Consider the following 13,993-nt stretch of genomic DNA (forward strand, 5'->3'; position numbering starts at 1 on the left):
CGTTGGGTGGGCACCCCGTGCCCACGCGGATGCATGTGATGCGCAAACGCCCGCGTGGGCGGAGGCCGCCCACCCTACGTCGGCGTGTGTAAGCAGGCACCCCGTGCCCGGCATCACGCCGGCTGCGGCGCCTTGTCGTACGGCTTGCCGAAGATGGTGCGATACCCCGCATACATCGCGCACTGCAGCAACAGCACGAACAGGAAGATCAGCCACATGAGCACGACCCGCCCCAGCGCGGCGTCGCCGAACAGCAGGGCGGCGACGATGCACACGCCAAAGAAAATGGCGAACCAGGCCGCCAGCAGCACGAGGAACGGGCGCGCCGTGCGGATGACGGCGAAGAAGCTGTAGAACGTCGCCTTGCCCGGTCCCATGTGCTTCCAGTAGGTGAGCGGGGCGGCGAAGCACAGCGTCACCAGCACGGCCACGTCCATCAGGAACACGCCGAACAGCGCCAGCATGTGCGACGTCTGGATGTCCGGCGGGGCCTTGGCGTCGGGCCGGGGCATCATCTGCATGAGGACCTCGGGCGGGATCGCCAGGCGCGTGATCACCATCATCAGCAGCGACACGCCCAGGTAGACGAGCCCGAGCTTGCACAGCGCGGCCAGCGCCGGCTGGCGGAAGCCCGTCAGCAGCACGGCCGGGGTGACTCGGTCGCCATTCTCGATCATCAGGCAAGCCTGCATGAAGGCCATCGAGAACGACGGAATCAGCACGACCGCAAGTACCGAACCCAGGAACGGCACGGCCGACAGGCCGATGCTGAACAGGATGTTGGCGAAGAGGAGCGTCGTCAGGGCTGCGGGCTGTTTGCGGAACAGGCCGATGCCTTGTTTCAGCCACTCCCATCCGGTACGTGCGGGTAAATCGTTCATGCTGTGAGGTCGGGGGCGCCTGTCGCGATGCGCTCGCGCAGGACTCGTTCGAAGTGGGTGGGATCGTGCGGGGTCAGCATTTCGGCCTCGCGCGGACGGTAGAAGTCGTACAGGCGCGACAGCCAGAAGCGCAGCGCCGCCGCCCTCAGCATCGGCAACCACGCCGCCTGCTCGGCCGCCGTGAACGGACGGACGGCGTGGTAGGCGCGCGTCAGGGCCAGGACGCGTGCCGCGTCGAGGCGGCCGCTGTCCAGGTCGATGCACCAGTCGTTGACGGTGACGGCCAGGTCGAACAGCCAGGTGTCCCAGCCGGCAAAGTAGAAATCGAAGCAGCCGGACAGGCGCTCGCCGACGAACATCACGTTGTTGCGGAACAGGTCGGCGTGGACGGGACCGCGTTCCAATTGCGCATACGTGGTGCCGGCCGCGAAGTCGCGCTGGAATGCCAGTTCCGCTTGCAACAGCGCGGCCGTGTCCGCGGCCAGCCAGGGCAGGACCTTGGGCACCGTCTCGACCCACCAGTCCAGCCCGCGCAGATTCGGCTGGTGCAGCGGGAAGTCGCGGCCGGCCAGGTGCATCCGCGCCAGGATCGCGCCCACTTCGGCACAGTGCACCGGCTGCGGGTCCATCTGCGAGCTGCCGTCGAGCTTGCTGACGATGGCGGCCGGCTTGCCGTGCAGCGCCACCACCAGGTCGCCCGCCTCGTTCGGCACGGGCGCCGGCACGGGAATGCCGCGCTCGGCCAGGTGGCGCATCAGTTGCACGTAGAACGGCAGTTGCTCGAAGTCGAGGTTTTCGAAGATGGTGAGGACGTACTCGCCGCGTTCCGTCGTCAGGAAGAAATTACTGTTTTCGATGCCGCTCGAGATACCTTTGAGCGCGACGGCTTTGCCAAGGGGAAACTGCTTGATCCACTGGGAGAGGTCATCCAGCGTGACCGGGGTGAAGACTGCCATTGTGTAGGAAAGAAAAGTCGCTGTAGCGGCCACGCGAGTGGCCGGTCCTGTTGACGGCTTGTTACTTCTTCTCAGGCGCGGCGGTAGCCGGCATGGGAGGAGGAGGCGGCGCGTCGGCCGTCGTCGGGGCATTGGTGCCGGATTCGCTCGTGGCTTTCCGCTTGCCCGACAGGTCGAACTCACCCACCTTCCACTGCGGCGCGCGGATCGAATTCGTCTGCGCGTTGCCGGGCTGGGTGTTCGGTTTCATGTAGTAATGGCTGCCACCGGGCGTGGTGACTTCGACTTCGGTGACCTGGCCGCCGGCGCGCGTTTCCTTGATCTGGGTGCCGCGTTTCGGCGGAATATTGGTCGCGGGAATGTCGCTCCCCGGTTCGATGCGCTCGAGCTTCGGCGGTGCCGGGCTGGGCGTCGGCTGCGTCGCCGACTGCTGGGCCGCGGCCAATCCGGCTTGAGAAGCCAGGAACAGCGCGAAAATGGCGAGGCGGGAAGGGATGCGCGGCATGATGGTCACCTTTGTCGTTTAGTCCATTGTAACAAACGGCGCCACTTCCCTGTGAAAAGTGTGGCTTCGTCCTCATCTGGATGGCATGGCCGGCGGCTCTGCCGGCTTATCTTTTTTCTACCCTGTTTCTGCGATAATGGCGCACGTTTTGCCGTGCCGCCGCGGCCCACTCTCGATTCTGCCCTATGGACAATACCCTGCTTCTCGTCGACGGTTCCAGTTATCTCTATCGTGCGTTCCACGCGTTGCCCGACCTGCGCAGCCCGGACGGCTACCCGACCGGCGCGATGCACGGCATGGTCAACATGCTGCGCCGCCTGCGCGCGGACTTCCCGGCCGCGTACATCGCCTGCGTGTTCGACGCCAAGGGCAAGACGTTCCGCGACGATCTGTATCCGGACTACAAGGCCACGCGCGCGTCGATGCCGGAAGACCTGGCCAGGCAGATCGAGCCGATCCACGAAGTGGTGCGTCACATGGGGTGGCCGATCCTGATGGTCGAGGGCGTCGAAGCGGACGACGTCATCGGCACCCTCGCGGCGCAGGCGACGGCGCGCGGCCTTTCCACCGTCGTCTCGACCGGCGACAAGGACCTCGCACAGCTCGTGAACGACAAGGTCATGCTGATCAACACGATGAGCAACGAGAAGCTCGACGAGGCGGGCGTGCTGGCGAAATTCGGCGTGGCCCCGAACCGCATCATCGACTACCTGACCCTCATCGGCGACACCGTCGACAACGTCCCCGGCGTCACCAAGTGCGGCCCCAAGACGGCCGTCAAGTGGCTGACCCTGCACGGTTCGCTGGACGGCGTGATCGAAAACGCCCACAGCATCACGGGCGCCGTCGGCGAGAACCTGCGCGCCGCCCTCGAATGGCTGCCGAAAGGCCGCGAACTGATCACCGTGAAGACGGATTGCGACCTCGTGGGCCACATCGTGTCGATCGAGGAAACCCTCGTCGGCCGCCCCGAGGACAAGGAGGCGCTGCGCGACTTCTTCCAGCGCTACGGCTTCAAGACCATGCTGCGCGAGATCGGCCCCGGCAACGCGGCCAAGTACGGCGCCCCCGGCGCGCCGGCGCCCGCCCTCAATTCGCCGGAAGGCGCGGGCGGCACCCAGCCGGGCATGCCGATCATCAAGGGCGAGTACGAGACCGTCACGACGCTGGACGCGTTCGAGCGCTGGCTGGACCTGATCGACAGGGCGCCGCTGACGTCGGTCGACACCGAGACAACGTCGCTCGACCCGATGACGGCGGAGATGGTCGGCATCTCGCTGTCCGTCGAAGCGGGCAAGGGCGCGTACATCCCGCTCGCGCACCGCTACGCCGGCGTGCCCGAGCAGCTGAACCGCGAGGAAGTCCTGGCGCGCATGAAGCCGTGGCTGGAAAACCCGGACAAGCCGAAACTGGGGCAGAACCTCAAGTACGACAGCCACATCTTCGAAAACCACGGGGTGAAACTGCGCGGCATCGTGCACGACACGCTGCTGCAATCGTACGTGTTCGAATCGCACAAGCCGCACGACATGGACACGATGGCGCTGCGCCACCTGGGCTATACGACGATCCCCTTCGTCGACGTGTGCGGCAAGGGCGTGAACCAGATCTGCTTCGACCAGGTGGAACTCGGCCGCGCGACCGAGTACGCGGCGGAAGATTCCGACATCACCCTGCGCCTGCACCATGCGATGATCGGCCACGTGGAAAGCGACGCAGGCCTGAACCATATCTACCGCAAGATCGAACTGCCCACGTCCGTCGTGTTGCAGAAGATCGAGCGCAACGGCGTGCTGATCGACGCCGACAAACTGGCGGCGCAGTCGAACCAGCTGGCGGCGCGCATCATGGAACTGGAGCAGCAGGCGTATGAACTGGCCGGCGGCCCGTTCAACCTCGGGTCGCCCAAGCAGATCGGCGAGATCTTCTTCGGCAAGCTGCAGCTGCCGGTGATCAAGAAGACCGCGACCGGTGCGCCGTCGACCGACGAAGAGGTGCTGCAGAAGCTGGCCGAGGACTATCCGCTGCCGAAGATCCTGCTGGAGCACCGCGGCCTGTCGAAGCTGAAGTCGACGTACACCGACAAGCTGCCGAAGATGGTCAACCCGAAGACCGGCCGCGTGCACACGAACTACGCGCAGGCCGTCGCCATCACGGGCCGGCTCGCGTCGAACGATCCGAACCTGCAGAACATCCCCGTGCGCACGGGCGAGGGCCGCCGCATCCGCGAAGCGTTCGTCGCGCCGCCGGGCAGCGTGATCGTGTCGGCCGACTATTCGCAGATCGAGCTGCGCATCATGGCCCACATCTCGGAAGACGAGGCGATGCTGCGCGCGTTCGCGGCCGGCGAGGACATCCACCGCGCCACGGCCGCCGAGATCTTCGGCGTGGCGCCGGACGAGGTGGGGAGCGAGCAGCGGCGCTACGCGAAGGTCATCAACTTCGGCCTGATCTACGGGATGAGCGCCTTCGGCCTCGCGCAGAACCTCGGCATCGAGCGGGGCGCCGCCGGCAACTACATCGAGCGCTACTTCCAGCGCTTCGCGGGCGTCAAGCGCTACATGGACGAGACCCGCCTGCTCGCCAAGGAGCGGGGCTATGTCGACACCGTGTTCGGCCGCCGCCTGTCGCTCCCCGAGATCAATTCGCCGAACGGCCCGCGCCGCGCCGGCGCCGAACGCGCCGCGATCAATGCGCCGATGCAGGGCACGGCCGCGGACCTGATCAAACTGGCGATGATCGCCGTGCAGGACTGGATCGAGAAAGAGGCCCTGGCAACGCGCATGGTGATGCAGGTGCACGACGAACTGGTACTGGAAGTGCCGCAGGACGAGCTCGAACTGGTCAAGCAGAAGCTGCCGGCACTGATGGGCAGCGTGGCCACGCTCAAGGTGCCGCTCGTGGCCGAAACGGGTGTCGGGAGCAACTGGGAAGAGGCTCACTGAGAGGGTGGGGTGGGCCCGCCGTGCCTGTGCCGCACGGCGGGCAAGCGTATCGCCGATGGCGCTGCTAACATGGCAGGCCAGTCATCCGCGAACGAAAGAGGGAAATGAACGACAACGCAAGCGCCGGCGATGGTTTTGCGGCAGCCGCCCGGCCCATCGCAACCCAGTCCGTGATCCACACCGATACCGAAGGCCTGGCCGCCGGCCTGGCCAGCCTGGCGGTCGACGGCCAGGCGGTGCCCGTCTACCACGCCCGTCCGGCCGGGCAGGACAAGCTGCCGGTGGTGATCGTCGTCTCCGAAATCTTCGGCCTGCACGAGCACATCGCCGACGTGGCGCGCCGCTTCGCCAAGCAGGGCTACCTGGCGCTGGCGCCGGATCTCTTCGTGCGCCAGGGCGACCCGTCCACCATCCCCGACATCACGACGCTGATGGCGCGCATCGTCCGCAAGGTGCCGGACGCCCAGGCGATGGGCGACATCGACGCCTGCGTGGCCTGGGCCGGCCGGAACGGCGGCGACGTCGACCGTCTCGGCATCAACGGCTTTTGCTGGGGCGGGCGCATGACGTGGCTGTACGCGGCGCACAATCCGCGCGTGAAGGCGGCCGTGGCGTGGTACGGCAAGCTGGTGGCCGATCCGAATCCTCCCGGCCAGCCGCGCCATCCGATCGACGTCGCGCCCGCGCTCACCGTGCCCGTGCTCGGCCTGTACGGCGCGAAGGACACCGGCATCCCGCTCGCCACGGTCGAGAACATGACGGCCGCGCTGGGCGCGGGGACGAGCGATTCCGCGATCGTCGTCTACCCGGACGCCGGCCACGCCTTCCACGCCGACTACCGCCCCACCTACAACGCGAAGGCTGCCCGCGACGGCTTCGCCCGCGCGCTGGCCTGGCTGCGCGAACACGGCGTCGGCTGACGCCGTCACGCCGGGGAGGTACAATCAGCGGTTTGCGTCCGCTGGGTGTGCATGCGTGCGCCTGTATGCACACCATCCAAGAACAACAAGAGGCTTCAACATCGACCCGATTCTCATCTCCATCCTGCTGGCCACCGGCCTGGCGGGCGTGGTCAGCATCACGGCCGCCGCGGTGTTTTCCTTTGCCTTGCTGGCGAAAGTCGTCGAACGCATGGTCAGCCTGTCGGTCGGAATCATGCTGTCGACCTCGCTGCTGCACGCCTTGCCGGAAGCGTTCGAATCGAAAGCAGACACGCATGCGCTGTTCGCCACCCTGCTGGGCGGACTGCTCGCGTTCTTCCTGCTGGAGAAGGTGGCCCTGCTGCGCCATTCGCACCACCACGAGGGCGACGGGCACCATCACGCCCACGGCCACGACGCCATGCAGGCGGGACGCGCCGGCTGGATGATCCTGATCGGCGACGGCATGCACAACTTCACCGACGGCATCCTGATCGCGGCGGCGTTCCTGGCCAATCCGCAGCTGGGCATCGTCACGGGCGTGGCCATCATCGCCCACGAGATCCCGCAGGAGATCGGCGACTTCATCGTGCTGCTGAACGCCGGTTTCTCGCGCGTGCGCGCCTACGTGTTCAACCTGTTATGCAGCCTGCTGGCCGTGCTGGGCGGCGTGCTCGGTTATGCGACGCTGGACCGCGCCAGCAACCTGATTCCCTACGTGCTGGTGTTCGCGTCGTCCGGCTTCATCTACATCGCAGTGAGCGACCTGATGCCGCAGATGCAGCGCCGCGCCACCGTGCGCGATTCGATTCCGCAGGTGTTGTTGATCGGGCTCGGCGTCGTCATCGTCTTGCTCCTGACGCACGGCCATTAAGATACGGATCACCGCAGGATCACTGCGCCTGCCGGTTGACACGGCGATTCCTTGCGTCCTATGCTGAACCGTAACCTGAACGGAGGCGAGCATGGGAAGGCTGCTGAATCAACTGGTCGTGGCACTGCGCGACAAGCCGGCGCGTTTCGGCTACGTGCTCATGGCCCTGGTGTTGACCGTCGTGTTGTTCACCCTGGCGGACGTGTTGCCCGCCCCGTACGACTTCAGCCACTGAACAACGTCGCCCCTGCGCAGGCAGGGGCCAGGTTTCATGCGCAGCGGCAGCGCTCTCAAAATTGGGTCCCCGCCTGCGCGGGGACGACGGGGGGACACGGGGACGCCGGCGCGACGCAGGAACGACGGAATGACCAGGCCGCGCCCGTATCCAAACGGTGCCACGCGACTGATGAACGTCGCCCCTGCGCAGGCAGGGGCCCAAGTTTCATGCGTAGCGGCAGCGCTCGCAACACTGGGTACCCGCCTGCGCGGGGACGACGCGTCAGGCGGGGCTGCGAAATGATCAGGCGGCGCCTGTCGCCACCGCGCGCTTCGGGTCCGCCGTCCACTCGCTCCACGACCCCGGATACAGCGCCGCACCCCGCAGTCCGGCCACTTCCAGCGCCAGCAGGTTGTGGCACGCGGTCACGCCGGAGCCGCATTGCATGATGGCGTCCTTCGGATCGCCCACCGCCACCCCCAGCTCCGCCTTCAGCTGATCCGGCGCCTTGAAGCGGCCGTCGGCCTGCAGGTTGTCCTTGAAGAAGCGGTTCTTCGCGCCCGGGATATGGCCGCCGACCGGGTCGATCGTCTCGTTCTCGCCGCGGAAGCGGTCCGGCGAGCGCGCGTCGACGATGGTCTTGCCGCCGTGTTCCACGTTGTGCAGGACCGCGGCCACGTCGACCGTCGTCACGAGGGCCGGTCGGGCGGAAATGCTGCCGCGGGCGCGCGGGGCCGGGGCATCGGTGACGACGGGTTGCCTCGCCGCCTGCCAAGCGCTCAAGCCGCCATCCAGCACGGCGACGGCCCCGTGGCCGACCCAGCGCAGCATCCACCACAGGCGCGCGCCATACATGCCGCCGTGCGCGTCGTACGCGACGACCTGGGAATCGTCGTTCACGCCCCAGCCGCGCAGCAGTTCGATGAACGCCTCCTTTTCCGGCAGCGGATGGCGGCCGCGGAAGTTCCCGGCCGCGTCGCGCTTGGCGCCCGACAGTTCCGTCTCCATGTCGGCGAAGACGGCGCCCGGGATGTGGCCGGCCGCCCAGGCGTCGCGGCCGGCGGCGAGGTTCATGAGGTCGTGGCGGCAGTCGACGATCACCCAGTTCGGGTCGGCGACATGCGCTGCCAGTGCGGCGGGTTCGATCAGGGTCGTGTAGGTGGACATGGCACTCCTTTATTCGGTGACGATGGGGTCGAGTTCCTTGACGACGGCGCCGCGCGCCGTGCGCGTCGTATTGTAGAACGTCGCGGCGATCCCGGAGAGGAGGATCACGCCCATGCCCAGCCAGACGTGCCAGTCGAACACGTCGCCCCACAGCACCATGCCCCACAGGCTGGAAAAGATGATGCCCGTGTACTGCAGGTTGGCGACGACGAGCACCTTGCCGATGCGGTAGGCGCGCGTCATGGCGATCTGGGCGATCAGGCCGCTGGCGGCGATCCCCGCCAGCAGGCCCATGCCGTGCAGGGATTGCGGGCGGAACGTGCTCATGCCGTTCCCCAGCAGCGAGCCGACGAGGCCCGCAACGCCCATCGTGACGGAAAAATAGAACACGACGCGGTATTCCGGCTCGCCCATCTGGCCGAGGCGCCGCACCTGCATGTACGCCATGGCGGCGATCACGGACGAGGCGATGGCGACGACGCCGCCGATCCACTCATGGGTCGCGACGGCCGGGCGCAGCACGAGCGTCACGCCGACGAAGCTCATCGTGATCGCGAGCGCCAGCGGCCATTCGGGCAAGCCCTTGCCGCGCCACCAGCCGATGAAGAACATATACGTGGCGAGCCAGATCGGCGCCATGTAATTGAGGGTGACGGCGGTCGCCAGCGGCAGTTTGGCGATCGCGTAGAACCACAGCCACAGCGAGACGACGCCGACGACGCTGCGCCAGAGATGCTCTTTCGGGAACGATGTCCTGAACGAACCGCCCTGCAGGCGGATCATCGGCAGCAGCAGCAGGGCGCCGATGAAGCCCCGGTACATCACGATTTCCGACGTCGAGTAGAGCACGGAGGCCAGCTTCACGCACGCGCCCATGGCGGCGAACAGGAAGCTGGCGAACAACATCCAGAGTGGAGCCATCAGATAACAACCATTACATCCCCGGAGGAATATTGTCGAGTTTGCCGCGATACCATTCGTGGAAGTGCTGCATGCCGTCTTCCATCGGCGACTGGTACGGCCCCGCCTCGGTGACGCCGCGTTCCATCAGCGCCTTGCGGCCGGCGTCCATGCGCAGGGCGATCTCGTCGTCCTCGACGCACGTCTCCATGTAGGCGGCGCGCTCGGCATCGACGAATTCGCGCTCGAACAGGACGAATTCTTCCGGATAGTAGAACTCGACGACGTTGCGCGTCTTCTGCGGACCCAGCGGCCACAGGGTCGACACGACGAGCACGTTCGGATACCACTCGACCATGATGTTCGGATACAGGGTCAGCCAGATCGCGCCGTATTTCGGTGCCTGCCCGTTATTGAACTTGAGGACCTGCTCTTGCCATTTCTTGTACGCCGGCGAGCCGGACTTCTGCAGGCCGCGGTGCACGCCCACGGTCTGGACGCTGAAGTCCGGACCGAATTCCCAGCGCAGGTCGTCGCAGCTGACGAAGTTGCCCAGGCCCGGGTGGAACGGCTCGACGTGGTAATCCTCCAGGTAGACCTCGATGAAGGTCTTCCAGTTGTAGTCGCACTCGTGCACCTCGACGTGGTCGAACATATAACCCGAGAAATCCAGGTCCTTCGTGACGGACAGCTTGCCCAGCTTGTCCATCACGTCGTAGCCGTTCTGTTCGAACAGCAGGCCGTTCCAGTTCTGCAGCGGCGTCCTCGACAGGTTGAGGCACGGCGTGTCGGCGAAATGCGGCGCGCCGATCAGTTCGCCCTTGAGATCGTAGGTCCAGCGGTGCAGGGGACAGACGATGTTCTTGGCGTTGCCGCGGCCATTGAACATCAGCGCCTGGCGGTGGCGGCAGACGTTCGACAGCAATTCGATGCCTTGCGCATTGCGCACCAGCATGCGGCCCTCGTTCTCCGATTTCAGGGTCGCGAAATCGCCCGCCTCGGGCACCATCAACTCGTGGCCGACGTAGCGGGGCCCCTTGAGAAACAATTGCTGCATTTCGCGCTGCAGCAGCGCGTCGTCGAAGTAGACATTTACCGGAAGCTGGGCGAGCGAACGCGCCAGCTTGGCGTGGGTAGCCAGATCGGACATCCCAACCCCCCTTTTCCAAGAATTCAGCCAAAGAAGAGAAAGAATCCGAGAACCAGTATTTTTAAAGAGCGGAATACGGTATTTCGGAGACAGAACCGGAGATTATAGCGTGTAACGAGCTCTACAGTCCCGGACCGGCTCGCGATTGTGGTACGTGGGTGTTCAAAAATTGCCTAAACGGCATCGTTTTCATGAATCCCGAGGCGCTTTGCGATAAAATGTATCCTTGCTTGCAAGTTGGCGGCGACAGGCGCACCGTTCGTGTCGAAGTAGGATTGTTTAAAATAAGCGATTAGACTGGCGCGCCGCGCACAGGTTGCGCGTAGTGCGGCCCCGCCCCGAATCGATCAAACTCATTATGCCAAATAAAACAAACGCGGAGAGCGCCGGAGCGCCGGCCGCCGGAGCGCCGGCCGCCGCAGCGCCGGCCGCGCAGCCGCCGGAATCCTTCGAGCAGGCGATGGCCGAACTGGCCCAACTCGTGACCCAAATGGAAAGTGGGCAATTGCCCTTGGAAGCATCGGTGGCCGCGTATGCACGCGGTTCCGAGCTCGTGCGCTATTGCGCCGCCCAGCTGGAAAAGGTCGAATCCCAGGTCAAGGTGCTGGAAGGCGAGATGCTGAAACCGTTCAGCGCCGACGGCGAGGACGACGTATGAGCGCCGCCCAGGAGTTCCCGGCCTGGATGAAGGCCGTGCAGGCCGACGCCGAAGCCGCCCTCGACCGCTTCCTGCCGGCGGCGAGCCGGGTGCCGGCGAAGCTGCACGAAGCGATGCGCTACACGGTGCTGGGCGGCGGCAAGCGCGTGCGCCCGCTGCTCGTGCACGCGAGCGGCGCGCTGTTCGGCGCGGAGCCTGACGCGCTGGCGCGCGCCGCGTGCGCCGTCGAAATGATCCACGCCTATTCGCTCGTCCACGACGACATGCCGTGCATGGACGACGACGCCCTGCGCCGCGGCAAGCCGACCGTGCACGTGGCGTATGACGAAGCGACCGCGCTGCTCGTGGGCGATGCGCTGCAGGCCCAGGCCTTCGAGGTGCTGGCCGGGACGGCCACCGTGCCGCCGGCGCGCACGGTGACCATGCTGCGCCTGCTGGCCGAGGCGGCCGGTTCCGCGGGCATGTGCGGCGGGCAGGCGATCGACCTGGACAGCGTCGGCATCAGCCTCACGCTCGAACAACTGGAGCGCATGCACCAGCTCAAGACCGGCGCCATGCTGCGCGTGTCCGTGCTGCTGGGCGCCCTGGCGGGACGCGACCTCGCGCCGCACGAGCTGGAAGCGCTCGCCGCGTATTCGCGCGCGATCGGCCTCGCGTTCCAGGTCGTGGACGACGTCCTCGATGCGACCGAGGACTCGGCCACCCTGGGCAAGACGGCCGGCAAGGATGCTGCCGACAACAAGCCGACCTATGTGTCGATTCTGGGGCTGGAGCCGTCCAGGGCGCTGGCCGAACAATTGCGGCGGGAGGCGCACGACGCGCTGGCGCCGTTCGGAGAACAAGCACTGCGGCTGCGCCAGATCGCGGACCTGATCGTGCAGCGGAAGGCATAAATGAAACTGCTAGATACCATCAACGACCCGGCCGACCTGCGCAAGCTGCCGCGCACCCAGCTCACGCCGCTGGCGCACGAGCTGCGCCAGTTCCTGCTCGATTCGGTCTCCAAGACGGGCGGCCACCTGTCGTCCAACCTCGGCACCGTCGAGCTGACGATCGCGCTGCATTACGTGTTCAACACGCCGGAAGACCGCATCGTGTGGGACGTCGGCCACCAGACCTACTCGCACAAGATCCTCACGGGCCGGCGCGAGCGCATGCCCACGCTGCGCCAGCTGAACGGCCTGTCCGGCTTCCCGAAGCGCGACGAAAGCGCGTACGACACCTTCGGCACGGCGCACTCGTCGACGTCGATCTCGGCGGCCCTCGGCATGGCGCAGGCGGCCAGGATCAAGGGCGAAAAGCGCAAGGCCATCGCCGTCATCGGCGACGGTTCCATGACCGCCGGCATGGCGTTCGAGGCCCTGAACAATGCGGGCGTGGAGGACGACGTCGACCTGCTCGTCGTCCTGAACGACAACGACATGTCGATCTCGCCGCCGGTCGGCGCGCTGAACCGCTACCTGGCGCGCCTGATGTCGGGCCAGTTCTACGCTGCCGCCAAGAACGTCGGCAAGACGATGCTGCCCGCGCCCATGCTGGAGCTGGCGAAGAAGCTCGAGGAGCACGCGAAGGGCATGGTCGTCCCGGCCACCATGTTCGAGGAATTCGGCTTCAACTACATCGGCCCCATCGACGGCCACGACCTCGATTCGCTGATCCCGACGCTGGAAAACATCAAGCGCCTGAAGGGCCCGCAATTCCTGCACGTCGTGACGAAGAAGGGACAGGGCTACAAGCTGGCCGAGGCCGAGCCTATCCTGTACCACGGCACCGGCAAGTTCAATCCGAGCGAAGGCATCAAGCCCGCCAAGGCCACCAAGATCACGTACACCGAGGTGTTCGGCAACTGGCTGTGCGACATGGCGTCCGTCGACAAGCGCCTGGTCGGCATCACGCCGGCGATGCGCGAAGGCTCGGGCATGGTGCGCTTCAACCAGGAATACCCCGACCGCTACTTCGACGTCGGCATCGCCGAGCAGCACTCGGTGACGTTCGCCGGCGGCCTCGCGACGGAAGGCATGAAGCCGGTCGTCGCGATCTACTCGACCTTCCTGCAGCGCGGCTACGACCAGCTGATCCACGACGTGGCGCTGCAGAACCTGGACGTGACGTTCGCGCTGGACCGCGCGGGCCTCGTCGGCGCCGACGGCGCCACGCACGCCGGCAACTACGACATCGCCTACCTGCGCTGCATCCCGAACATGGTCGTGATGGCGCCGTCGGACGAAAACGAATGCCGCAAGATGCTGACGACGGCCTACCGCTACGAAGGCCCGGCCGCCGTGCGCTACCCGCGCGGCGCCGGCGTCGGCGCGGCCATCGACCCGGCGCTGGATGTCCTCGAGATCGGCCGCGGCGTCGTCCGCCGCGAGGGCAAGGGCGTCGCGATCCTCGCGTTCGGCTCGATGGTGGCGGCGAGCCTCGGCGCCGCCGAAGGCCTGAACGCGACCGTCGCCGACATGCGTTTCGTGAAGCCGCTCGACGTCGACCTCGTGCAACGGCTGGCGCGCGATCACGACTACCTGGTGACGGTGGAAGAGGGCTGCACGATGGGCGGCGCCGGTTCCGCCGTGGCGGAGGCGCTGGCCGCCGAGGGTATCGTCAAGCCGCTGCTGATCCTGGGCCTGCCGGACCGCTTCATCGACCACGGCGACCCGGCTGCGCTGCTGGCGTCCGTCGGCCTCGATGCGCACGGGATCGGCACGTCGATCCGGGAACGCTTCGGCATCGGCGAGCCGCGCCTCGTCGTCAACAACAACTGAGCACTTTACGCCCGGTGGGCACCCCGTGCCCACCAAAACGTTCGCGAACCGCATGCGT

13 protein-coding genes are annotated in these 13,993 nt (G+C 66.3%); 7 read left to right on the forward strand and 6 right to left on the reverse strand.

Annotated elements, in window-relative coordinates:
• Positions 1-113: 113 nt before the first annotated feature.
• The 3 genes from ACEN9Q_RS00885 to ACEN9Q_RS00895 all read right to left on the reverse strand — a co-directional run bounded on the left by ACEN9Q_RS00885 (position 114) and on the right by ACEN9Q_RS00895 (position 2,342).
• Positions 114-881: a BPSS1780 family membrane protein gene (locus ACEN9Q_RS00885; protein ID WP_056447863.1), complete on the reverse strand. Its 768-nt coding sequence runs from the start codon at positions 879-881 to the stop codon at positions 114-116.
• A complete protein-coding gene (locus ACEN9Q_RS00890) occupies positions 878-1,837 on the reverse strand; it encodes a homoserine kinase (RefSeq protein ID WP_495627048.1) in 960 nt (319 codons plus the stop codon). The genes ACEN9Q_RS00885 and ACEN9Q_RS00890 overlap by 4 nt, the downstream gene beginning before the upstream one ends.
• Positions 1,838-1,898: 61 nt before the next feature.
• Positions 1,899-2,342, reverse strand: a complete 444-nt coding sequence (locus ACEN9Q_RS00895; RefSeq protein ID WP_495627049.1) for a DUF2782 domain-containing protein — start codon at positions 2,340-2,342, stop codon at positions 1,899-1,901.
• Positions 2,343-2,527: 185 nt separating this feature from the next.
• On the opposite strand from ACEN9Q_RS00895, the gene polA reads away from it, so the two are divergent.
• From polA to ACEN9Q_RS00915, 4 genes are all read left to right on the forward strand, one after another.
• A complete protein-coding gene (gene polA, locus ACEN9Q_RS00900) occupies positions 2,528-5,287 on the forward strand; it encodes a DNA polymerase I (protein WP_495627050.1) in 2,760 nt (919 codons plus the stop codon).
• 104 nt (positions 5,288-5,391) lie between these two features.
• Positions 5,392-6,207, forward strand: coding sequence for a dienelactone hydrolase family protein (locus ACEN9Q_RS00905; RefSeq protein WP_495627051.1), 816 nt, complete (start codon positions 5,392-5,394; stop codon positions 6,205-6,207).
• 172 nt (positions 6,208-6,379) lie between these two features.
• Positions 6,380-7,081: a ZIP family metal transporter gene (locus ACEN9Q_RS00910; RefSeq protein ID WP_157202092.1), complete on the forward strand. Its 702-nt coding sequence runs from the start codon at positions 6,380-6,382 to the stop codon at positions 7,079-7,081.
• A 91-nt stretch (positions 7,082-7,172) separates the two neighbouring features.
• The gene (locus ACEN9Q_RS00915; protein WP_157202083.1) at positions 7,173-7,316 is read left to right on the forward strand and encodes a hypothetical protein; all 144 of its coding nucleotides are present in this window, start codon (positions 7,173-7,175) and stop codon (positions 7,314-7,316) included.
• Between the two features lie 285 nt (positions 7,317-7,601).
• Here ACEN9Q_RS00915 and ACEN9Q_RS00920 read toward each other — a convergent pair whose 3' ends face one another.
• Genes ACEN9Q_RS00920 through ACEN9Q_RS00930 form a run of 3 tightly spaced genes read right to left on the reverse strand, consistent with a single transcriptional unit; the run spans position 7,602 to position 10,515 of the window.
• Complete coding sequence (locus tag ACEN9Q_RS00920; protein WP_495627052.1) at positions 7,602-8,465, reverse strand: sulfurtransferase; 864 nt, start codon at positions 8,463-8,465, stop codon at positions 7,602-7,604.
• Between the two features lie 9 nt (positions 8,466-8,474).
• Positions 8,475-9,386 carry a DMT family transporter gene (locus ACEN9Q_RS00925; protein ID WP_056447845.1) on the reverse strand — a complete coding sequence of 304 codons (912 nt, stop codon included), beginning with the start codon at positions 9,384-9,386 and terminating at the stop codon, positions 8,475-8,477.
• A gap of 13 nt (positions 9,387-9,399) precedes the next feature.
• The gene (locus ACEN9Q_RS00930) at positions 9,400-10,515 is read right to left on the reverse strand and encodes an aromatic ring-hydroxylating oxygenase subunit alpha (RefSeq protein WP_056447842.1); all 1,116 of its coding nucleotides are present in this window, start codon (positions 10,513-10,515) and stop codon (positions 9,400-9,402) included.
• Between the two features lie 358 nt (positions 10,516-10,873).
• On the opposite strand from ACEN9Q_RS00930, the gene ACEN9Q_RS00935 reads away from it, so the two are divergent.
• Genes ACEN9Q_RS00935 through dxs form a run of 3 tightly spaced genes read left to right on the forward strand, consistent with a single transcriptional unit; the run spans position 10,874 to position 13,935 of the window.
• Complete coding sequence (locus ACEN9Q_RS00935; protein WP_082548276.1) at positions 10,874-11,173, forward strand: exodeoxyribonuclease VII small subunit; 300 nt, start codon at positions 10,874-10,876, stop codon at positions 11,171-11,173.
• Positions 11,170-12,066, forward strand: a complete 897-nt coding sequence (locus tag ACEN9Q_RS00940) for a polyprenyl synthetase family protein (RefSeq protein ID WP_056447836.1) — start codon at positions 11,170-11,172, stop codon at positions 12,064-12,066. The genes ACEN9Q_RS00935 and ACEN9Q_RS00940 overlap by 4 nt, the downstream gene beginning before the upstream one ends.
• Positions 12,067-13,935 carry a 1-deoxy-D-xylulose-5-phosphate synthase gene (dxs, locus tag ACEN9Q_RS00945; protein ID WP_495627053.1) on the forward strand — a complete coding sequence of 623 codons (1,869 nt, stop codon included), beginning with the start codon at positions 12,067-12,069 and terminating at the stop codon, positions 13,933-13,935.
• Positions 13,936-13,993 lie beyond the last annotated feature (58 nt).

This window comes from Massilia sp. Masssp93, assembly GCF_059491295.1.